18 protein-coding genes and 1 pseudogene are annotated in these 22106 nt (G+C 74.8%); 5 read left to right on the forward strand and 14 right to left on the reverse strand.

The features are described from left to right. The first annotated feature begins 9 nt into the window (after positions 1–9). A complete protein-coding gene (locus tag Phou_RS41305) occupies positions 10–1170 on the forward strand; it encodes an MFS transporter (protein ID WP_173068223.1) in 1161 nt (386 codons plus the stop codon). 60 nt (positions 1171–1230) lie between these two features. Here Phou_RS41305 and Phou_RS41310 read toward each other — a convergent pair whose 3' ends face one another. Next, positions 1231–2097 (reverse strand): alpha/beta fold hydrolase, encoded by an 867-nt coding sequence (locus tag Phou_RS41310; RefSeq protein WP_173068226.1) that lies wholly within the window; start codon positions 2095–2097, stop codon positions 1231–1233. A gap of 133 nt (positions 2098–2230) precedes the next feature. On the opposite strand from Phou_RS41310, the gene Phou_RS41315 reads away from it, so the two are divergent. Further along, complete coding sequence (locus tag Phou_RS41315) at positions 2231–2827, forward strand: pyridoxamine 5'-phosphate oxidase family protein (RefSeq protein WP_173068229.1); 597 nt, start codon at positions 2231–2233, stop codon at positions 2825–2827. Here Phou_RS41315 and Phou_RS41320 read toward each other — a convergent pair. Further along, complete coding sequence (locus Phou_RS41320; protein ID WP_173068233.1) at positions 2824–3582, reverse strand: TetR/AcrR family transcriptional regulator; 759 nt, start codon at positions 3580–3582, stop codon at positions 2824–2826. The genes Phou_RS41315 and Phou_RS41320 overlap by 4 nt on opposite strands. A 185-nt stretch (positions 3583–3767) precedes the next feature. Here Phou_RS41320 and Phou_RS41325 point away from each other — a divergent pair, with 185 nt between their 5' ends. From Phou_RS41325 to Phou_RS53895, 3 genes and pseudogenes are all read left to right on the forward strand, one after another. Then, positions 3768–5993: an MMPL family transporter gene (locus Phou_RS41325; RefSeq protein ID WP_173068236.1), complete on the forward strand. Its 2226-nt coding sequence runs from the start codon at positions 3768–3770 to the stop codon at positions 5991–5993. A gap of 195 nt (positions 5994–6188) precedes the next feature. After that, a pseudogene (locus Phou_RS41330) lies at positions 6189–8149 on the forward strand (glycoside hydrolase family 95 protein); the annotation flags it as partial. 54 nt (positions 8150–8203) lie between these two features. Further along, a complete protein-coding gene (locus Phou_RS53895) occupies positions 8204–9385 on the forward strand; it encodes a carbohydrate-binding protein (protein ID WP_371872264.1) in 1182 nt (393 codons plus the stop codon). 62 nt (positions 9386–9447) lie between these two features. Here the strand turns inward: Phou_RS53895 and pqqB are convergent, their stop codons facing one another. The 12 genes from pqqB to Phou_RS41395 form a co-directional block, all read right to left on the reverse strand. Further along, a complete protein-coding gene (gene pqqB / locus Phou_RS41340; RefSeq protein ID WP_173068239.1) occupies positions 9448–10323 on the reverse strand; it encodes a pyrroloquinoline quinone biosynthesis protein PqqB in 876 nt (291 codons plus the stop codon). After that, entirely contained in the window at positions 10320–11708 is a 1389-nt protein-coding gene (gene pqqE / locus Phou_RS41345; RefSeq protein WP_173068242.1) for a pyrroloquinoline quinone biosynthesis protein PqqE, read from the reverse strand. The genes pqqB and pqqE overlap by 4 nt, the downstream gene beginning before the upstream one ends. Beyond that, positions 11705–12403, reverse strand: a complete 699-nt coding sequence (gene pqqC, locus Phou_RS41350) for a pyrroloquinoline-quinone synthase PqqC (protein ID WP_173068245.1) — start codon at positions 12401–12403, stop codon at positions 11705–11707. Before pqqC ends, pqqE begins: the two co-directional genes overlap by 4 nt. Further along, positions 12394–12582, reverse strand: coding sequence for a hypothetical protein (locus Phou_RS41355; protein WP_173068248.1), 189 nt, complete (start codon positions 12580–12582; stop codon positions 12394–12396). Before Phou_RS41355 ends, pqqC begins: the two co-directional genes overlap by 10 nt. 232 nt (positions 12583–12814) lie before the next feature. Continuing rightward, on the reverse strand, positions 12815–12988 hold the full coding sequence (locus tag Phou_RS41360; protein ID WP_173068251.1) for a hypothetical protein: 174 nt from the start codon (positions 12986–12988) through the stop codon (positions 12815–12817). A gap of 127 nt (positions 12989–13115) precedes the next feature. After that, complete coding sequence (locus Phou_RS41365) at positions 13116–15422, reverse strand: terpene synthase family protein (protein WP_173068254.1); 2307 nt, start codon at positions 15420–15422, stop codon at positions 13116–13118. 87 nt (positions 15423–15509) lie between these two features. Then, the gene (locus Phou_RS41370) at positions 15510–15947 is read right to left on the reverse strand and encodes a PRC-barrel domain-containing protein (RefSeq protein WP_173069109.1); all 438 of its coding nucleotides are present in this window, start codon (positions 15945–15947) and stop codon (positions 15510–15512) included. 45 nt (positions 15948–15992) lie between these two features. Further along, entirely contained in the window at positions 15993–16733 is a 741-nt protein-coding gene (locus Phou_RS41375; RefSeq protein WP_173068256.1) for a hypothetical protein, read from the reverse strand. Positions 16734–16782: 49 nt separating this feature from the next. Then, the gene (locus Phou_RS41380; protein WP_173069112.1) at positions 16783–18891 is read right to left on the reverse strand and encodes an ATP-binding protein; all 2109 of its coding nucleotides are present in this window, start codon (positions 18889–18891) and stop codon (positions 16783–16785) included. Between the two features lie 5 nt (positions 18892–18896). Then, the gene (locus tag Phou_RS41385; protein WP_173068259.1) at positions 18897–20459 is read right to left on the reverse strand and encodes a hypothetical protein; all 1563 of its coding nucleotides are present in this window, start codon (positions 20457–20459) and stop codon (positions 18897–18899) included. Beyond that, a complete protein-coding gene (locus tag Phou_RS41390; protein ID WP_173068261.1) occupies positions 20456–20959 on the reverse strand; it encodes a hypothetical protein in 504 nt (167 codons plus the stop codon). Before Phou_RS41390 ends, Phou_RS41385 begins: the two co-directional genes overlap by 4 nt. After that, a complete protein-coding gene (locus tag Phou_RS41395) occupies positions 20877–22106 on the reverse strand; it encodes a hypothetical protein (protein WP_173068264.1) in 1230 nt (409 codons plus the stop codon). The genes Phou_RS41390 and Phou_RS41395 overlap by 83 nt, the downstream gene beginning before the upstream one ends.

Raw genomic sequence — 22106 nt, forward strand, 5'->3', positions numbered from 1 at the left:
GTTCAGGACATGACGACGATCGCCCTGGCCGCACCCGCACCCGCGCCCCGCCTGCTGTCCCGCCCGCTCGCGCTGGTCATGCTGGCCGACTTCGCCGGGCTGTTCGGCTTCTACCTGCTGCTGTCGGTGGTACCCGCGCATCTGACCGCGGCCGGCGCCGGCGGCTTCGCGGCGGGCCTGGCCACCGGCGTGCTGATGCTGTCGTCGGTGGCCGGGGAGCTGGCCATCCCCCGCCTCGCCGCCCGGTACGGCTACCGCGCCATCCTCGCCGCCGGCCTCGCCCTGCTGGCCCTGCCGGCGCTGGCGCTGCTCGCCTCGTCCGCGCTGCCGGTGGTGGTCGTGGTGTGCGTGCTGCGCGGCCTCGGGCTCGCGGTCATCTTCGTCGTGTGCGGCGCGTGGGCCGCCGAGATGATCCCCGCCGGGCGGCGTGGCGAGGGCCTCGGCGTCCTCGGGATCGTCGCCGGCCTGCCCGCCGTCATCGCCACCCCGCTCGGCGTGTGGCTGATGGACCGCGCGGGCGCCGAGGCGGTGTTCGTGCTCGGCGCCCTGGCCGCGCTCGCCGGCCTCGGCGCGGTGCTCGGCCTGCCCGCCGGCCGCACGGCGGTCGCGCCCGGCGCCGGCCTGCGCGAGCCGGCGCTGGTCCGCCCCGCGGTCGTCTTCGCGGGCACGGCGACGGCCGCCGGCATCGTGGTGACCTTCGTGCCGGCGGTGGCGCACGCCGGCAGCCTGGCCGCCGTCGCGCTGCTGGCCCAGGCCGTCGCGACGACCGCCGCCCGCTGGTGGGCCGGGCGCTTCGGCGACCGCCACGGCGCCGCACGGCTGCTGGTGCCGGGCGCGCTGCTCGCCGCCGCCGGCGTCCTCGCGCTGGTGCTGGCCGCCGGGAGCGCTGTCGCGCTGCTGGGCGGGATGCTCGCCTTCGGCGCCGGCTTCGGCGTCGTGCAGAACGCCAGCCTCGCGATGATGTACGCCCGCGTCTCCACCGCCGCGTACGGCACGGCCACCGCGATCTGGAGCGTCGCCTACGACACCGGGTACGGCCTCGGCGCGCTCGGCTTCGGCGTGGTGGCGGGCGCCGCCGGCTACCCGATCAGCTTCGCCCTGACAGCCGCCGCGATGCTCGCCCTGACGGCGGCCGCCACCGCCCGCCCTCGCCCCACCCCTCGCGGTTGATCAGGGACTTGGTCGGGCGTGTCCGCCGGCGTGTCCCGCACCAAGTCCCTGATCAACCACTCAGGCCGCGCGCAGGACGTCGTCGAGGCGGCGCGCGAACAGGGCGGTCTCCAGCCCGAACCCGCCGTGGTCACCGGGGAACGTCGCCACCGGCACGCCCAGCAGCGCGCCCACCGCGTGCGCGGCCCGTGCCGGCGGCTCCCCCTCGGACGCCGCGCCGGCCGCCGGCACGACCCGCGTGCTGCCGCTCTTGAGCGCGTGGCCGTCCGGGACGTACCGGGCGAACGGCGGCACCTCGAACTCCAGGAAGAACTCGTTGTTCGCCGCGAACCGCGCGAGCATCGCGGCCGTCTGCGGGTCCAGCTCCGGCGGCGCCTCGGCACCGCCCGGCACCCGGTCCTCGCCCTCGTCGCCGGACGGCGCCCCGCTCATCCCCAGCGCGGCGCCGAGCACCTGCCCGGCCGCCGCCGACCCGCCGTCGCGGTACGCGGCCTCCACCTCGCGCATCACGTCCCGCCAGTGCTCCCGCTCCGGCAGCAGCTCGAACAGCGGCGGCTCGTGCGCCACCAGCACCCGCACCAGCTCCGGGTGCCGCGCGGCCAGCTCGAGGCCGATGATCGCGCCCGAGCTGTTGCCGAACACGTACGCCGGGGCCGCCCCGGACACCCCGACCGCCGCCAGCACCCGGTACGCGTCGTCGCCGTGCTCCTCGATCGCCTGCGGACCGGGCGCCCCGTCGAGCCGGCTGCGCGAGTTGCCCCGCCGGTCGTACGTCACGACCGTGTACCGGTCCGCGAGCTCCTGCGCGAGCGGCGCGAACGCGGCCGCGTCGTACACGCCCCCGCAGATCAGCAGCAGCACCGGCCCGGCACCGCGCACCTCGTAGTGCAGGCTCGCCCCCGGCACGGAAAGCGTCTTCGTCTCCATGACCCACTCCTTCGTCGGATGTCGGACTCCGAGGGGAGTCGGAGCCGCCCGCCGGTTCTCGACGTGCCGCTGGCCCTTCCACCCACCGGAATCACACACGACCCCGCACCCGGCAGCGGCCATAATCGTGATCATGGGGAAGGTTCACGAGCGCATCGACGGGCGGCTGCGGGAGTTCATCGAGGCGCAGCCGATGTTCTTCACCGCGACCGCGCCGCTGGCCGGCGACGGCACGATCAACCTCTCGCCGAAAGGGCTGCGCGGCTCGCTCGCGGTCATCGACGAGCTGACCGTCGCCTACCTCGACTTCGCGGGCAGCAACGCCGAGACGGTCGCCCACCTGCGGGAAAACGGCCGGATCACGCTCATGTGGTGCGCCTTCCAGGGGCCGCCCAACATCGTGCGGGTGCACGGTCGGGGCGAGCCCGTCTTCCGCGACGACCCGCGCTGGGGCGAGCTGTTCGCCCACTTCCCGGACATCGACGCGAGCATCCACGGACTGCGCGCGATCGTCGTCGTGCGGGCCGAGCTGATCCGGGACACCTGCGGCTACGCGGTGCCGTTCATGGCGTACCAGGAGGACCGCGACCTGCACGGCAAGCGGTTCGCGCGGGAGGACGACGCGTCGCTGAGCGCCTACTTCGAGAAGAAGGAGCACATCGCGGCAAGCATCGACGGCCTGCCGGGTCTGCCGCTCCCCCTGCCGCCGACGCCGGCTACCACCGCCTAGGTCACCGGCAGGCCCGCCGCCTCCGCCGCCAGGCGGAGCTGGCCGAGAAACAGCGCGTCCCGCGCCTCCTCGTCCATCCAGGCGAAGTGGCCGTTGGCCTCCAGCGACGTGAACCCGTGCAGCGACGCCCAGGCGTGCAGCATCGCCTGGAAATGCGCCGGGTCGACGCCGATCTCGTGCTTTTCGTGCTTGGCCTGGGCGCACAGCTCCACCGCCGGGTCCACCTCGGTGATCCGCGGCGGCGCCAGCCGTCCCAACTGCAGCGCCTCGACGAACAGTGACGACAGCTGCGCCATCGCGCGGCCGGCCGCCTCGCTGGTGCTGCCGTCCTCCGGCGCCGCGTAGTCGGGCAGCGGCATGCCCAGGATCAGCGCGAACTGCTGCGGCTCCTCGTGCGCCCACCGCCGGTACGCCTGGCAGGCCGCGACGAAAGCGGCCGCGACGTCGCCCGGCGGCACCTGCGCGCGGGCCTTGGCGACGGCGGTGCCGAGCGCCTCGTACGCGTCCGAGATCAACGCGCTGACCAGTTCGTCCCGGTCGGCGAAGTACCGGTACAGCGCGGGCGGTGTCATGTCCATCACGCGGGCGATGTCGGTGAAGCGCACGTCGACCGTCCCCCGCTCCCGCATGAGGGCGAACGCGGTCTGCTTGATCTCGTCGATCGTCGCTGCCCGCGCCCGTTCGCGGCGGGGGCGGTCCGCGGGGTCGGGCTCATGGCCGTCCTCGCTTCGCTGCGGGCGACCATGAGGCACCACAGGCGCTGAGCCCGATGATTCGCTCGCTCCGCTCGCTCATGTTTCCTCCATGTCAAACGTTCCGTTAAGCATCGTTACAGACGTGAAGGCGCTTGACAAGTGACGTTCCATCGTGTTTGTTATGGACCTTAACGGATCTGACATCACTTCACTGGGGGAACGGACATGAACGGCGGGGAACGGCGATGAGCAACGCAGGACCGCTGGGCCGGCTGGCCCGGCTCACCTACCGCAACCGCGGCCGCACCGTACTGCTGTGGCTGGCCGCACTCATGCTCGCCGCCGGCCTCTCGGCGGCCTTCGGCGGCGAGTTCTCCGCCGACTACTCGGCGCCCGGCTCGGACTCCAAGGCGGCGCAGGACCTGCTCCAGGAGAAGTTCCCGGCGCAGGCCGGCGAGGTCGTCGACGTGGTGGTCCGGGTCGACGGCGGGGTCACCACCGCCCGCGGCGACGTGCAGGCGCTGCTCGACGAGCTCAAGGTCGTGCCGCACGTGGCGGGCGTGGACGACCCCTTCAGCGTCCCGGGCGGCATCTCGCCGGACGGCGGCACGCTCGTCGCGCACCTGCGCCTCGACGTGACCAACCCCAACGACATGCCGCACGCGGACACCGAGCGGCTCCTCGACATCGCGAAGGGCGCCGACCGGCCCGGCCTCGACGTCGCGCTCGGCGGCCAGACGGTCAACCTGGCCGAGCAGGGCGAGATCGGCTCGGAGGGCATCGGCCTGCTCGCGGCCGCGGTGATCCTGCTGCTCACGTTCGGCTCGGTGGTCGCCGCCGGCCTGCCGATCCTCACCGCGGTCGCCGGCCTCGCGGTCAGCAGCACGCTCACCGGCCTGGTGCTGCGCTTCGTCGACGCGCCGGACTGGTCCACGTCGCTCGCCACGATGATGGGCATCGGCATCGGCATCGACTACGTGCTGCTCATGGTCACCCGCTTCCGCGAGTGGCGGGCCGCCGGGCTGGAGCCCGAGGCGGCGACCGTGGCCACGCTGGACACCGCCGGCCGCGCGGTGATGGTCGCCGGCAGCACGGTCGTGGTCAGCATGCTCGGCCTGTTCGCGATGGGGCTGTCCTTCATGCGCGGCGCCGCCGTGGTCACGATCATCGGCGTCTTCGTCGTGATGGCCGCCAGCGCCACCCTCTTCCCCGCCCTGCTCGGCTACCTCGGCCGCCACGTCGACCGGCTGCGCCTGCCGCTGGGCCGGCGCCGCCCGGTCGAGGTCGCGGTCGGCGGGCACGTCGAGCCGGGGCGCGGCTGGCTGGCGTGGAGCCGCCTCGTGCAGCGCCACCGCGTCGTCGCGGCGCTGGCCGGCGTGGCCATCCTGCTCGCGCTCGCCGCGCCGTTCCTCGGCGTCCGCTACGGCTACCCGGACGCGGGCAACGACCGCGCGGAGACCTCCACGCGGCAGGCGTACGACATGCAGGCGGCCGCGTTCGGCGCCGGCGCCAACGGCCCGCTGGTGCTGGCCGCGGAGCTGGCCCGGCCGGGCGACGCGTCCGCGCTGGACGGCCTGCGCGCGGCGGTCGCGGCGACACCGGGGGTCGCCCTGGTCACGGCACCCCGGCTCAACCCCGCCGGCGACACCGCGGTGCTCACCGTGCTGCCGGCCACCGGGCCGCAGGACGCGCAGACCGAAGATCTGGTACACCGCCTGCGCGACGAAACAATCCCCTCCGCCGTCGACGACTCCGCCGCCACGGTGCGGGTGGGGGGCGTGACGGCCACCGCGATCGACAGCAACGAAAACGTGGCCCGCCGCATCCCGCTGCTCATCGGCGGCGTGGTGCTGCTGTCGATGCTGCTGCTGCTCGCCTCGTTCCGCAGCGTGGCCGTGGCGGTCAAGGCCGCGGCGATGAACCTGCTGTCCGTGGCGGCCGCCTACGGCGTGGTCGCCCTGGTCCTGCAGGGCGGCTGGGCCGGCCAGCTGATCGGCATCGACACCGAGACGCCGCTGCCGTCGTTCGTGCCGGTGCTGATGTTCGCCGTCCTGTTCGGACTGTCGATGGACTACGAGGTGTTCCTGGTCTCGCGGATGCGCGAGGCGTGGACCCGGACCCGCGACAACGGCCGCGCCATCACCGAAGGGCTCGCCGGCACCGGCCGGGTCATCACGGCCGCCGCGGCCATCATGATCGCGGTCTTCGCGGCCTTCGTGCCCAGCTCGAACCTGGTGCTCAAGATGATCGGCATCGGCATGGCCGCGGCGATCCTCGTCGACGCGACGGTGGTGCGCATGCTGCTGGTGCCGGCGGTCATGCACCTGCTCGGCCGCGCCAACTGGTGGATGCCGGCGTGGCTCGGCCGGCTCCTTCCCGAGCTGCACGTCGAGGGCCAGCCGGAGCGGCACCTGCCGGTCCCGCCGGAGCCCGCGCCGGAGGCGGAGCTGGCCGGCGCCGGTAGCCGCTAGCCGCTCTCCGGGGACGGGAGGCGCTCCATAATCGGGGCGCCTCCCGTCCTGTTTTTTCGAGTTTCATCGAAGTTCTTGCATCCATGAGTTCACTCTTTGTACCGTCCACGCCATGGGCACCCACCCCCTCCCCTCGCCCGGCGCTGGCTGGCCGTCGCGGCCGGCGCCGCCTTGATCGCCGGTACGCTCGCCGTCGTGCCCGGACTCCACCCGGCCGCCGCGGCGGCGAACCCCGCGCTCGCCCTGTGGTACGACGAGCCGGCCACCGACTGGGAGACGCAGTCGCTGCCGATCGGCAACGGCGCGCTCGGCGCGAGCGTCTTCGGCGGCGTACAGACCGAGCGCCTGCAGTACAACGAGAAGACCTTGTGGAACGGCGGCCCGGGCGACGGCCAGTACCACAACGGCAACTGGACCTCGCCCCGCCCCACCGCCATCGACGACGTGCAGGCGCAGCTCGACCGCGACCAGCGGATGGCACCGTCCACTGTGGCGAGCCGGCTGGGCGGGCCGCGGGCCGGCTTCGGCGCGTACCAGAACTTCGGCGACGCCTACCTCGACATGACCGGGACACCCGGCGCCGTCAACGGGTACCGCCGCGAGCTCGACATCGCCGAGGCCACCGCGCGGGTCGGCTACGAGCACGGCGGGGTGACGTACCGGCGGGAGTACATCGCCAGCCACCCCCGCAACGCGATCGTCGCCCGCCTCACCGCCAGCCAGGCCGGCCGCGTCTCCTTCGTGCTGCGGCACACGTCGCCGCACGCCGGCGCCGCCCTCACCGTCTCCGGCGACCGGATCACCGTGCGGGGCACGCTGCCCAACAACGGGATCGTGTACGAGTCCCAGTTCCGCGTGATCACCGACGGCGGTACCCGCACCAGTGGCGGCGACCGCATCACCGTCGCGGGCGCCAACAGCGCGACGATCGTCTTCTCCGCCGGCACCAACTACGCGCAGGCGTACCCGAGCTACCGCGGCGCCGACCCCCACGCCCGCGTGACGGCGGCGGTGGACGCAGCGGCGGCTCAGTCGTGGGACGCGCTCTGGGCCCAGCACGTGGCCGACTACAAAGGACTGTTCGACCGGGTGAGCCTCGACATCGGGCAGCAGATGCCGGACATACCGACCGACAACCTCCGCTCGGCGTACACCGGCGGGAGCGGCGCCGCCGACCGGGCGCTGGAGGCGCTGTTCTTCCAGTACGGCCGGTACCTGCTCATCGCCTCCTCCCGCGCCGGCTCGCTGCCGGCCAACCTGCAGGGCGTGTGGAACAACTCGACAAGCCCGCCGTGGGCCGCCGACTACCACGTCAACATCAACCTGCAGATGAACTACTGGCCCGCCGAGATCACCAACCTCGGCGAGACCACCGCGCCGCTGTTCGACTTCGTCGACGGGCTGCGGCCGCCGGGGCGGGTGACCGCGCAGTCGATGTTCGGCGCGCCCGGGTGGGTGGTGCACAACGAGACGACCCCCTTCGGGTACACCGGTGTGCACGACTGGCCCACCTCGTTCTGGTTTCCCGAAGCGGCCGCCTGGCTGTGCCAGCACCTGTACGACCACTACCGCTTCTCGGGCGACACCGCGTTCCTGCGCGACCGGGCGTACCCGGCGATGAGGGAGGTCGCCGACTTCTGGGTGGCCAGCCTGCACACCGACCCGCGCGACGGCCGGCTCGTGGTCTCGCCCAGCTACTCGCCGGAAAACGGCGACTTCACCGCCGGCGCCTCGATGTCCCAGCAGATCGTGTGGGAGCTGCTGAGCAACACGGTCGCGGCCAGCGCCACGCTCGGCCTCGACGCCACCGCCCGGGCGCAGTGGCAGTCCACGCTGGACCGCCTCGACCCAGGGCTGCGGATCGGTTCGTGGGGCAGCTGCAGGAGTGGAAGGGCGACTGGGACAACCCCGGCGACACCCACCGGCACGTCTCGCACCTGTTCGGCCTGCACCCCGGCCGGCAGATCTCCCCGCTGACCACCGCCGCCTACGCCAACGCCGCGCGGGTCTCGCTCAACGCCCGCGGCGACGGCGGTACCGGCTGGAGCAAGGCATGGAAGATCAACTTCTGGGCCCGGCTGCGCGACGGCGACCGCGCGCACAAGCTCCTGCGCGAGCAGCTGACCGGCAGCACCCTGGCCAACCTGTGGGACACCCACCCGCCGTTCCAGATCGACGGCAACTTCGGCGCCACGTCCGGCATCGCCGAGATGCTGTTGCAGAGCCAGACCGGCGTCGTCGACGTGCTCCCGGCGCTGCCCGCCGCGTGGTCCACCGGCGCGGTCACCGGCCTGCGCGCCCGCGGCAACGCCACCGTGGACGTGGCGTGGAGCGGCGGCGCGGCCACCCGCATCACGGTCGCCGCCGGCAGCAGCGGCGAGCTGACCGTCCGCAACCCGCTGCTGGCCACCGCCGGCGTGGTCGACCTCACGACCGGGCAGGCGGTCGCCGTCACCCGGAACGGTCCACAGGCGACGTTCGCGGCGGTCGCCGGGCACCGGTACCAGACGGTGTCGTCGTCCACGCCGACCACTGCCCCGCCGACCACCGCCCCGCCCACCACGCAGCCGCAGCGGGTGGAGGCCGAGTCGTACACGTCCCAGTCCGGGACGCAGAACGTCGCCGACGGCAACGCGCACGGCGGCACCCGCGTCGGGTACATCGACAACGGCGACTGGCTCGCGTACGCGGCGGTCAGCCCGGCCGGCCGCACCGGCATCACCGCCCGCGTCGCGTCCGGCGGCACCGGCGGCACGGTCCAGGTCCGCACCGGCTCCCCGACCGGCCCGCTGCTGGGCACGCTGGCGGTGCCGAACACCGGCGGCTACGGCACGTTCACCGACGTCAGCACGGCCCTGAGCGCCGGCTCAGGCCCGCTTTACCTGGTCTTCGGCGGCACCGGTACCGGCGGCCTGTTCGACGTGGACGACTTCACGCTGACCGGCGGCGCAGGCGAGCCGCCCGCGCCGGTCAACCTCGCGCTGGGCAAGGCGGCCACCGCCGACAGCTCCTGCGCCGCCGACGAGGGCCCGGAGAAGGCGGTCAACGGCAGCGTCAGCGGCGGCAACGCCGACAAGTGGTGCTCGGTGAGCGGCTCCAGGTGGTGGCGCGTCGACCTGGGCGCGGCGTCGCCGGTGTCCCGCTTCGTGGTGCGGCACGCCGGCGCGGGCGGCGAGAACACCGCCTGGAACACCCGCGACTTCGACATCCAGACCAGTGTGGACGGTGCGACGTGGACGACGCGGGTACAGGCCCGCGCCAACACCGCCAGCGTCACCACCCACACCATCAGCACCGTCAACGCGCGCTACATCCGGCTCAACATCCTGACTCCGACAAGCAACACCGACACCGCCGCCCGCGTCTACGAGTTCGAGGCGTATTCCCCATAGGAGTATGCGGTCCGCAGCTGAAGCGGACGCGGGCAAAGGCCTGTCACGCAATGGTGCTCGCGTTACAGGTTGATCGCCTGGCCGTCTTCGGCGACTTCGGCGCCGTAGGCGGCCAGGGTGTCGCGCTCGGGAGCGTCGGGGGCGCAGAGCGGGTTGGTGTTGTTCAGGTGGGTGTAGAGCACGCGCGCGCCGGCCGTCGCCAGGTCCCGCAGCGACGCGCTCACCGGCAGGTGGCCCATCGCGGTGGCGGTGCGGCCGCCGCCGGTGGCGCGGGCCATCTCGTCGTCGTAGAGGAACGTGCCGTCGACGACGACCACGCGCGCCCCGGCGACCGCGGTCCGGAACGGGCCGGCGACAGCCGGTAGGCAGGGCGCGTAGACGAGGACGCCGCCGGTGCGCGGGTCGGCGATCCGCCACGCCACCACCCAGTCCCCTGCGGACGGTGTGGCGACGTAGCGGGGGCGCTTGGCGCCGACGGTGACCGCCGTCGCGGTGAGGCCGCCGGGCAGGGTGATCGGTTCGCCGGCGGCGATCGGGGTCCAGGTGAGCGAGGTGTACGCGGCGAGGATGTCGCGCACGGGGAACGGGCCGGACAGCGCGCCGAGCACGGCGGCGGTGCCGTACACGGTGATGCGTTCCGCCTCGCGCAGAGCGAGCAGGCCGAGCGTGTGGTCGAGCTCGGCGGTGCACAGCAGCACCCCGCGCACCGGTGTCTGCCTCGGTCCCGGCCCGGGTGCCAGCTCCGGTGCGGCGACGAGCTGTGCGCGCAGGTCGGGTGAGGCGTTGAGCAGGTACCAGGTGCGCCCGTCGCCGGTCACCGCGACGCAGTCCTGGGTGCGCACGGTGCCGGCCTTGCGGGCGCGGCGGCAGGCGGTGCACGCGCAGTTCCACTGTGGAACACCTCCGCCGGCGGCGGTGCCGAGCAGCCGTACCCTCATCGCGGCAGCCTCCTCGGCACGGCCGCGACCCGCTCGGCCCGCGCGGCGAGGCCGGCCAGGACGCCGTGGTGCGGCGACAGGTCGCAGGCCGGGTCGGTGAGGGCGGCGTCGCCGAGCAGCTGGTACGCCTGGCAGCGGCAGCCGCCGAAGTCCACCTCGCGCAGCGCGCAGTCGCGGCACGGCGCGGGCATCCAGGCGGTGCCGCGGAAACGGTTGAACGCCGGCGAGTCGTACCAGATCCAGGCCAGGTCGGCGGCGCGTACGTCGACCACGTCGAGCCCGGGCAGCTGGGCGGCGGACAGGCACGGCAGCACGCCGCCGTCCGGCGCGACCACCAGCTGCCGGCGGCCCCAGCCCCGCATGCAGGGCTTGGGGCGGGTGGCGTGGTAGTCGGCGGCCACGTACACGATCTCGACCCGGTCGCCGTGCCGCTCCTTGACGCCGGCGGCCGCCTCGTCGGCGCGGGCGAGCTGGTCGGCGGTGGGCAGCAGCGCGGCCCGGTTGCGCCACGCCCACCCGTAGAACTGGGTGTGCGCCAGCTCCAGCCGGTCGGCGCCGAGCCCCACCGCCAGGTCGGCTATCTCGGCGAGCCGGTCGACGTTGCCGGCGTGCAGCACGACGTTGACGGTCAGCGGCAGCCCGTACCGCCGCACGAGCGCGGCCGCCTCCCGCTTGCGCGCGTGCGCGCGCAGCCCGGCCACGGCGTCGCCGGCGGCCGGGTCGGCGTCCTGGATGGACAGTTGCACGTGGTCGAGGCCGGCGGCGGCGAGCGAGCCGATCGCGGCGTCGCTCATCGGGATGCCGCTGGTGATGAGGTTGCTGTAGAGGCCGAGGCGGTGCGCGCGGGCCACGAGCGCGGTCAGGTCGGTGCGCAGCAGCGGCTCGCCGCCGGAAAAGTGGACCTGGAGCACGCCGAGGTCCCGCGCCTGGTCCAGCACGCGCAGCCAGTCCTCGGTGAACAGTTCACCGCCGGAGGGCGCGAGCGGGTTGGAGCAGTACGTGCAGTGCAGCGGGCAGCGGTAGGTCAGCTCGGCGAGCATCCCGGCCGGTACCGGCTCGCGCGGCTCCGTCCACCCGCCGGGCGGATCGGCCGGCGGGGGCGCCGGGCGCCCGTCGCCGACGACCGTGACGAGCCGGCGCCGCACCAGGTCGTCCAGCAGCGCGGCGACGTCGCCGGCCGGCACGCCGTCGTACTCCTGGGCGAGCCGGGCCGCGATCTCACCGACCGTGGCACCGTCGCACAGGCCGAGGACGTCGGCGGCGGTCTCGTTGAGCAGCAGCACGCCTTCGGGGTACAGCAGCGCGTGCCGGTCACGCACCGGGTCGTAGGTCAGCCGGACACCGGTACGCAGGCCGGGGCGGTCGGCGGCGGTGACCTGGCTCATCGCCGCCCGCCGTGGTAGTCGACGGCGTCGAGCATGGCGCCCAGCACGTCGCATTTGAACGCCAGCGCCGCGAGCGCCGCGTCCTGCCGCCGCCGGGTGTCGCAGTGGTTGAGGACAAGATCCAGCGTGTACGCCGAGTCGGCCCGCACCACCGGGATGCGGCTCTCGAAGTAGGCGAAGCCGGCGGGGTCGATCCAGCCGTAGTGGCGGCGCCACGCGGTGATCCGGGCGGCCATGTGACCGGGCGAGAACAGCTCGGTCAGCGCCGCGGCCACCCCCTCCCACCAGGTGTGGGTGCGGCAGAAGGTGACGTACGCGTCGACGGCGAAGCGCACGCCGCGCACCACGTGCCGCTCGTCGAGCATCGCGGACCGGTCCAGCCCGACGGCGTCGGCGAGCGCGAGCCAGTCGCCGAGCCCGCCCTCGCCCCCGTCGCGGCCGTCCTGGAACACGATCCGCTCGACCCACCGGCGCCGCACGTCGGGCAGCGGGCAGTTGGCGATGATGGCCGCGTTCTTCTGGGAGAGGCTGCGCTGGTAGTACCAGCGGTTGGCCACCCACGACCGCACCTCGTCCGGCTCGCACTTGCCGGTGTGCAGCCGCAGGTGGAAGGGGTGGCGATCCCAGTAGCGGTCGCCGAGGCCGCGAAGGGCCCCGGCGAACTCGTCCCGGCCGCGCGGCCGGGCTACAGCCACGGTCCGGTGTCGCCGGAGTACGCGGTCACCTCTGGGCGGGTCTCCAGGCAGCGAACCTCGGGGCGGGTCCACGCACGGCGCGCACGCCGCGGCGCGACACGACCGCGCCCGCCGCTCCGGCTGGTGGTAACGGCCATGACAACCTCCGTGGTGGTGATGATGGTGAGATCGAGATCCATCAATCCCAATGTCCCGATCCTACGACGGCGGCGTGACTTTGGGTATACACGCGCGGTCCCCGCCCCCGGCGCGGTTGATCAGGGAGTTGGTGGGCGTGCCTGCCGGCGTGTCACCCCACGAAGTCCCTGATCAACAGGCGCGGAGGCCCTGCGCGGCACACCGCCCAGCGCGGCGCCACGCTGGGCGGTGTACCGCGACGCCGGCTGGGGCGTCGCGGCGCGAGTGGAGAGTTCAGGCGCGGCTCGCGGGGCGGGCGAACGGCCGTGCCGCCGAGGTGCCGAGGCCAGTCGGACCGCGCAGTGCCGAGACCGGTGGCGCCACCGGCTGGTCGCCCTGGCTGGATGACGGCACCACCACCGGGCCGCCGGACGACCTCGCCGCCGGGCTGCTGGGTAGCGCCACCATCGGGCCGCCTGACAGCGCGGACGCCGGGCCTCCGGACAGCGCAACCGCCCGTGCGCCGGGCAGCACCGCCGCCGGGCCGCCGCCTGACTGCGCAACCGCCCCCGTGCCGGGCAGCACCGCCGCCGGGCTACCAGAGTCCGCAACCGCCCCCGTGCCGGGCTGCACGGCCCCGCGCTGGCGGGGTACCGCGCCGCCGAGTTGCCGGCCAGAGCCGCGGCCTGGCCGCCAAGAAGCACGGAAAGGCCAGGCAGCACGGAAGGGCCGGGCGCGGCGGAAAGCCCAGGCAGAGCGAAGAGCGGGCCGGCCCACCCGCCACCGGGGCCAGGCCCTCCCCGGCGCAGCTCAACCTCGTCGTAGCGGCTCGTCTGCCGGTGCCAGCGCAGCACCCCGCCATCCAGTCCCGCAGCTCCCCGACATACGCGTCCAGGGCCGCCCGCGCGCCCGCCTCCAGCGCGAAGTCCTCGTAGAGCGCGGGCAGCTCGGTCGTCGCCGTCCGCTCGAACTGGCGGATCCGCGCGGTCATCAGGTCGTTCGCGACGGATACGGCGGCGGCCGGGTCGCAGCCCAGGAAGTGCTGGATGACCAGCACCGCGTTGTGCAGCTCGCCCTCGAACTCGACCTCCTTCTGGTACGAGAAGATGTCGTTGGTCAGGCACCCGTAGTCCATGGCCGCGTTCTCCAGCGACCGGATCGGCCGGGTCCGCCAGATCTCCGGCGGCACCAGCCGGCCGTGGCCGAGACGGGCCAGGCTCATCGTCAGGTCGGAGCCGAACGTGCGGCGGCGCATCTCGACGTAGTCCACAGGGTCGGGCACGCGGTGCTGGATGTGGTTGGCCAGTTCCCACAGCCAGCTCTCCGTCATCGTCTCCACAGCCGCGCGGAACTGCCGCCGGTTTTCCACAGGCATGCCGGCGGTCGTGCGTGTCCACAGGTCGGCGAGGCCGCGTTCGAGGGGTGTGGACGGCGCGACGCCCGGCGGGCCGTCCACCGGCATCATCTGCTTCATCCGCTCGTGGCAGGCCCGCGCGCCGGCCATGTCGCGGGTGGTGTTGTAGAGCAGCGGGAAGTAGTCGTCGGCGTAGGTGCCCCAGGTCAGCCACTGCGCCGACCGGTCCAGATCCTCCGGGTCGCCGTCCGGGTCGATGCCGGCCGAGCAGAGCGCGAAGTCGAAGCCGCGCAGCTTGCGCTCGTCCCAGATGCCGGCGCCCGGCACGCCCGGCGGGGCGTCGATGAGCTGCATGTCGCGGGCCCACCGCACCGCCGCCTCGCGCGCCCGGTCCAGGTGCGGGCTGGTGCCCACCTCGTACGGCATGTGGAAGTCCGGCAGGTCCACCGGCCCGACCGGCAGGAACGGCTTGTACGACTGGCTGCGCGCCCGCGCCCACACGCCCGGCAGCAGCGCGGCCGAGGCGCCGAAGCCCTTCGCGCCCAGGTGGACGGTCCCGCCCTTGTTCATGTACCGGCTGGACCGCATGTGCCACTCGTGCCCGCCGGCCTGCCAGTCCTGCAGCCCCTTGACGTACCGCAGCACGTCGGCACAGCGCGCCGGGTCCACGCCGTACTCGGCCAGCAGCGGCGCCACCTCGGTCAGAGCCGTGTTCTCGAACTGCTGCAGCCGCGAGGTCAGCAGGTCGTTGACGGTGTCGGCGGCGCGCTGGGGAGTACAGCCGAGGAACCGCTCCATCACCAGCACGCCGTTGTTGAGCTCACCCTCAGTTTCGGTCTCCCGCTGGTACGAGAAGATGTCGTTGCGCAGGTGCACACCGTCGGAGAAGGCGTCCTTGAGCACCCGCATCGGCCGGCTCGCCGCGATCTCGTCCGGCACCTCGGCGTGCACCGCGTGCTCGACAAGGTCGGCCGACCACGGGGCGCCACCCACCTTGCGGCGCATCTCCACGTACTCGACCGGGTTGGGCACCCGCGCCTCGCTGATGTTGGACAGCTCCCACAGCGACTCCTCCAGCAGCGCCTGCGTGCTCTCCGCGAACCGCCGCCGCCACCCCGCCGACCGCGCCGGCACCGTCCGCCGCCACAGGTCCCCGAGGCCAGCCTCGACCGCGTTGGTCGGCTCGGGCAGTCCCGCGTCGAGGCTGACCGGCATGAACGCGCGCAGCCGCTCCAGGTACGCCTTCGCGCCCGGGATGTCCCGCGTCTTCTTGTAGACCTCCAGGAAGTGGTCGTCGAAGAAGAACACCCACACGTACCAGTCGGTGACCAGGTCCAGGTCGGCGGCCGTGGCGTCCGGGTGGGTGTACGCGCACAGCAGCGCGTAGTCGTGGTTGTCGAAGTCTGCCTCGTCCCAGATCTCCGAGCCCTCGATCATCGCCATCTCGCGCGCCCACGCCTTGGAGTGCGTGCGGGCCTGTTCGAGATGCGGGTTCAGCCGGGCCGGGTGGGGCGTGTAGAACTCGGGCAGCGTGAAAGGTTGCGTCACGGGGGGCCAGCCTTTCTGGAAAGGTCGGACCCCCGATCACATCAGTCCGTTACGCCCCGAGTCACCCTGAAACACCCGATTGGGTGCCTACATGGGCGGCGGGACGGAACGGTAGCTGTCGGTGTAGTAGGTGCCGACCCGCTCCCGGTACTCCGGCGAGTCGAACGTGTCCTTGTCGTACTCCGGCGAGTCCTTGATCTGCTCCTTGGTGCGGTCGACGTAGACCTTGCGCTCGTCGTGGTCCACGTGCTGCACGGTGCCGGCCGGCAGCAGCACCTTGCGGCCGAAGATCCACGGTCCGGTGTCCACGACCAGGTGGGCTCCGTCGACCTCGTTGCTTGCCTCGTCGATCGAGCCGATGCCGCCGTCGGTGGCCTCGACGTCGTAGCCGGCCAGGTTGGCGTGCGCCCGCTCGTCGGCCTCGATGCTCTCGTCGCGCTGCTCGGCCGCCGCGGGGTCCTGCGCGGTGAGCCAGGACGGGTCGCGCCAGACCCACGGTGCGAACGGTGGGATGAAGGGTTGCATCATGACGACCTCCTCAACTTCCCTTTCGGGGTACCCGCCGCCGCGTCACCCCAACCGCTCGGCGTAGCGCACCTCGCCGCGCTCGACGACCGCGAAGCGCCGCGGTCCGGGCAGGCCGAGGTACGGGCAGCCGTCCACACCCTTGCGCAGGGTCGCCGACTCGTCCCCAGGGGTTATCCACAGCAGCGCGCCCGTCCCCACCCACGGCTCCAGGTCGAAGTCGTACCGCTCCACCCCGGCCTCCTCCCGCTCCCACCCTGTCCACAGGCCGCCCTCGACGGGGTACGAGGCGGTGCCCCACAGGTTCACCAGCCGGGTGCCGGGTGCCGGCCGCCCGAAGTAGCTGATCGCCCAGCCGGTGTGCCGCCCGACCGCGACCTGGGCGATCACGCCCCGCACCTCCGGCGCCGCACCCAGCACGCGCGGCACGACGAACGGCACGCCCGGCCCCGGCACCACCGCGAACGGCGTGTGCTCCACCGGCGCGGCCAGCCGCATCGCGCCGGTCATCGCGAGCCACGACGGCGGACGCGGGCGGGGGTGGCGGCGGGCCGCGCTCGGGTACTCCCAGAACCACCCGTCCAGCCCGGCCGTGTCGACCGGCCACCACACCGGCGCGTCGGTGAACGGGCAGCGGGCGACCGGCACCTCCGGCAGCAGCTCCCGGTACCGCTCGGCCACCTTCTCGAAGGCGCGCCACAGCGGGGCGGCGTCCGCGGCCGGGCGGGCCCGCGCCTCGGCACGCAGCCGCTCGCCCTCCTGGAGCAGGAGCTCGCGTTCGCGCACGGGGCACAGCCTGGCAGAACGCGCCCTCCGCGTACATCGACCGTGATGGCTAGCCCGAGGGTTCAACGGGCGCGAGCAGAGCCGCGTGCGCGCCCAGCTCGGCCGGGCGGAGCAGGCGCGCCTCGCGCTGGTACTGCCGGGCCACGCCGGCCACCACCGCGCGCATCGGGATCGTCCCGCCGCCGCTCTCGGCGGCGATGAGCGCGGCGCTGCGCGCGGCCGCGGCGATGGCCGCACCGGTCATGTCGAGCCTGGACAGCGCCGCGAGGTCCACATCGGAGGCGAGCGGCGCGGCGGGCGGGAAGGCGAGGCGCCACAGCCGGCGGCGCTCGGCCGGGCCGGGGCGGGTGAAGTGGACGACGAACGTGAAGCGGCGGGTGAACGCGGCGTCGATGTTCTCCCGCAGGTTGCTGGCGAGGATGACCAGCACGTCGCTGGACTCCAGCCGCTGCAGCAGGTAGCCGATCTCCAGGTTCGCGTACCGGTCGGTGCCGTGCCGCACGTCGCCGCGCTTGCCGAACAGCGAGTCGGCCTCGTCGAAGAACAGGACCGCCCGGCTCTCCTCGGCCTGGCGGAACGCGGCGTCCAGGTTCTTCTCCGTCTCGCCGACCCACTTGGAGACCACCTGGGACAGGTCGACGGTGAGCAGGTCGACACCGAGCGTGCCGGCGAGGATCTCGGCGCAGAGCGTCTTGCCGGTGCCCGGCTCGCCGCTGAAGAGCACCTTCACGCCGGCGTCGCCCGGGTGCCGGCCGAAGCCCCACGCCTCGGCGACCCTCGGCCACGCCCGGAACGCGGCGGCGATCTCGGTGATGTGGCGCAGCTGCTCCGGCGGCAGCACGAGGTCGTCGAGGGTGCGGCGGGGCGTGACCGCGCGCAGGTACCCGCTGGTGCGGCCCCGTGTCACGGCCGCGACCGCCGGGCGGACGTGGTCGGCGATCGGCGCCGGGCGGCCGTTGCCGGCGAACCGGGCGCCCGCCCCGGCGACCGCGGCCACCGCGCGCAACTCGTCGCCGCCGAGCCGGTAGCGGGCCGCGAGCTCGTCCAGCAGCGGGCCGGAAAGGCCGGGCAGCGCGGTGGACCAGCTCTCGTGCCGCTCGCGGAAGCCGGGGGCGGGCAGGTCCCATTCCGCGTACGCCCGGGCGGCCAGCAGCGGCACCGGACGCCAGGGTGAGTCGCCGCTCAGGATGACCGGCAGCCGGGCACGGACCAGCAGGTCCACTGTGGACGGCGATTCGGCCGGCTCGCCGGTGGGCAGCCACAGCACGGCGCCGAGGGCCGCCGCCAGCCGCACCGCCTCGGCCGGGTCGGCACCGGGCAGGACGGTCCGAAGTGGACGGCCGCTGTGCGCGGCGACGGCGACGGCGGCGTCGCGCCGGGCGGACGGCGTGGCGCCCCACAGGCCGAGCAGGTCGACCTGCCCGGTGGCGAGCGCGCGCCCGAGCCGGGCGGTGCGGGCCGGGTCGACCGCGGGCGGCGCGTACCCGGGCGGTGTGGCGACCTCGCCCGGATCGTGCCCCACCAGTCCGGCGTCGGGCTCGCCGAGCAGCAGGTCGGTGACGCCCGGGGCGGGCACGAGCTCGCGGGCCAGCTCGACGCCGGTGCCGGGCAGCACGTCGACGAGCCCGTACCGGCGCAGCCGCCCCGCCGGGCCGAGCATCCGCCGCACCGCCAGCCGCCGCCGCGCGCCGGGCCCGCCCAGGGTGGCGGCGACCAGCTCCACCGAGGGCAGGCGGCGGTGGAGGTTGTCCACGATGTACGCGTAGACCCGCTCGTACGCGGGGTCCAGCTCGGGTCCGGCGACCAGCAGCAGGATGTCCTGCTCGGTCCGGTCCAGCCCGCAGCGGGCGGCGAGCGCGTCCAGCGGCAGCACGATCCCGGCACCTTCCGCCTCCCGCCGCAGCTCCCGCTCCTGCTCGTCCCCGTCCCCGGGCGGACCCGTCTCACCGGTGGAGGACGGACCCGGCGCGGACCAGGCGTCGAGGCGTTCCAGCAGCAGCGCGGCCTGCTCGTCGGTCACGCAGTACGGGGTGAGGTCGGGGCGGAGAAGGCGAGCGGCCAGCTCCGCCTGCCGGGTGGCCGCCGCGCGCAGCGCCCGGTGCGGGCCGGCCAGCCGCAGCCGCAGGTGGGCCAGGGCGAGGTCGGCGCGGGTGGGCACGGCGCTCACCCGCGCCCGAACGTGAGCGTGCGGCCGTCGAGCCAGGCCACGGCGGGCACGTCGGCGAGCAGGCCGTGCGCGGCGAGGTCGTCGTGGCGGCGGCCGTACGGCAGGCGTACCCGCACCTCGTCCTCCCCGAAGCGGACCAGGCCGCCGAGGTCGGCGAGGCGGGCGAGGGCGAGCTGGGGCTCGGTCGGTTCGCGGTCGCGCCACAGCAGCCAGGCGATCGTGCCGAGGCCGGTCGCGGCCATCAGGGTGAGCGTGCGTTCCAGTCCGGGGCGGGGCGCGCGGGGCACCGCGCGGCGGGCGGCCATCGCGGCCAGCAGCTCGTCGACCGCCCCGACCGGTCCGGTGAGGTCGGCGGCCGCCGCGCGCGGCACGAGGCGCCGGTCCGACCAGCTGTCCGCGGGCCCGGCGACCCAGCGCCGCCCGGCGCCCGGCAGCCGCCGCCACGGCTCACCCCGGGCCGGCGGTGTCGCGGTCACGAGCGGTACGCCGGCCGCGGCCAGCTCGTCCACCGGCACCCCGCCCGCGGCGACCACGAGCGGGCGGCCGCACGCCTCCCAGAACGGCACCAGAGGTGTCCCGGCGTCGGCCCACGCGACCGGAAACAGCCCGTCCGGCTCGACCAGCAGCAGCCCGCCCTCCGCCCGGGTGACCAGCAGCGGCCGGTCCGCCTCGTGGCCGCGGCAGACGGCGAGGCCGGCGAGGCCGTCCAGCAGCGGCAGCCCGGGCACGTCACGGCGGGCGAGGTCGGCCAGCACGTCGTCCGCCACGGCGCCGCGCACGCCGGCGAACGCGGCGGCGGCCTCGACGTCCGATGTGGAACGCCGCCAGCCGCGCCCGGGCGGGGACAGCACCTTGTAGGCGAGACCGGCGGCGAACGCGCGCACGTCCCCGCCCAGCGCCGGCGCGACCGGCGCCAGCAGGTCGACCTTGTGGAGGGCGGCCGCGACGAGGAACGGCAGCACGGAGCCGACCTCGACCTCGCCCATCCGCGGACCGGCCGCGCGGTCGGTTTCCCTCGGCTGCGCCGTCGCCGCGGCCGCGGCGGCCGGCTCCGCGCCCGGCACACCCAGCGACGCGGCGTAGGCGGCGAGCGCCGCGGGCGGCAGCGCGGCGAGGAGGCGGCCGAGCTCGCCCCGCTCGGCGAGGGCCGACAGCACGGGCGCCAGGCCCGAGGGCAGCGGCGGCCGCGGGTACCGCGCCTCCCGCGCGCCGGCGGGCGCGGCCTCGCCATCCCGCTGGGCGTCGGGTGGCGGCGCGGCGGCGCCACCGGTGGCGGGCCCGGGCGCGGCGGGGCCCGGGACGAGGCCGGCCGCCAGGTCGGCGAGGGAGAGCGGTACCACCACGCGCACCGGCTCGGTGATCTCCACGTCGCCGTCCACGGCGGCCGCCAGGGCGGCGGCGAGCCGCTCGTCCCGTTCCAGCTGGGCGTGGATGAGCGCGGGCAGCGCCTCCACGACCCGCCGCACCAGCTCGCCGGGGGCCGGGCCCCAGCTCCAGCCGCCGCCGCGGACCACTGTCACGTCGCAGCGGCGTACGACGACATCGGGCTCCTCGCTCACCCGGACTCCGCCAGCGACACGCGTTCCAGCCGGCCCACCCAGCCGGAGACGAGGACCAGCACGCCGTGATCGCCCGGCGCGAGGCGGACGCCCAGCGTGGTCTCCCGCTCCCCCTCCGCGATCTGCCCGGCCAGCGGCGGCCCGCCGGCGACCACGACGAGCACCGCCGCGGCCGCGGGCACCGCCCGGGACACCGTGACCGTCAGCCCGTCCGCGGCGGCCGTGATCCCGCCGGTCCAGGGCGCGAGCGGGCGCAGCGCGGTACGGCCGGCCTCCACGCCCCAGTCGCGCGGCGCGGCCAGCGCACCGGGTTCGTCGTCCACCGCCGCCACGCCCAGCCGCGCCGCCGGCACGGTCAGGCTGGCGGTCCCGCCGCCGGGCAGCGGCACCCACAGCGGGATGCCCGCCCCGTACAGGTCACCGGCCGCCACCGGGCCGGACACCGCGAGCGCGCCGAGCACGTGCCCGGTCTCCTTCGCGTACGCCACCGTGAGGCTCACGTGCCACTCCCCCGCTCGCCGCGGGCCCCGGCGCCGGTACGGCCGCGGCGAGGACCAGGAAGTCGACCGGCACCGCGTGGTCGCGCACCTCGCGGTCGCCGTCCGCGCGCATGCTGCGCATCCGGCTGCGCACCCGCCGCTCGCCGTCCACAGTGCACTCGACCGGGCCGCTCAGCCACACGCCGTCCAATGTGGGCGGCCGCGGCGCGAGCATCGTGTGCAGGACCACCCGGCCCTGCGCCACCTCGTCCGCGCTCACGCCCGCGGGCAGCGGCAGCAGCACCCCGTCGGTGGCCACGCCGGAGACCGCCGCGACCGCGCCGCCGGTGGTGCCGATCGACAGCTTCCCGCGTACCGTGACGTCGCCCCGAGGGGAGACGGCGAGCACCTCGTCGACGGAGCCGTCGGCGCGGTACAGGCCGAACGCCAGCCCAGCCTGCCGGTCGAGCGTCACGACCGGCCCGCCCTCGGCCGCCGCCGGCGCGGTGCGCAGCGCGAGGCGGCCGGCGCGTGCGGCGACCGTGTCGGCGCGCACCCCCGCGTACCGGGGACGCACGCCACCGGCCTCGGGCAGCACCGCGCGGAACCGCCCGCCGGCCCACGTGAGGTACCCGAGCAGGATGAGCCACGGCGTGGTGCCGTCGCCCGGTCCGTCGCCCGGGGCCGGCGGGCGCTGGTCGGCGACGAGCCGCTCGTCGCCCAACCGTCCGAAGAGGATCTGGTACGACTCGTCCACCCGGCTCGCCCCGCCGGGGTCGCCGCAGCCGTCGGGCACGAGCGCGCCGCCGGCCGGTTCGCGGTCGAGGCCGGCGAGGAAGACGGGGTACGCGTCGCCGCTGTCCGGGTCGGCGCCGTTGACCTCCTCGAAGAGCGCCTCCCGCAGCGCGACCGGCTCGGGCACCACCACCTCGCGGCCGGTACCGTCGACGGCGACGCCCGGCTGCAGCGTCACCTCCACGTACCGGCTGCCGTCGTCCGGGTCGGTCTGCCCCTCCCCGGTCAGCGCGAGCCCCTCGGCGATGCCCCACTCGTGCAGGTACCGGTCGTGCCGTGCGGCCCGGCCCCGCCCGTGGTCGACCGTGCCCGCCAGGTCCGCCGCCGCCAGGATCTGCCCTTCGAAGAACGCCGGCCTTTGTAGCTCGGTCAT

Source organism: Phytohabitans houttuyneae (assembly GCF_011764425.1).
In the GTDB taxonomy this organism is placed as follows: Bacteria; Actinomycetota; Actinomycetes; order Mycobacteriales; family Micromonosporaceae; genus Phytohabitans; species Phytohabitans houttuyneae.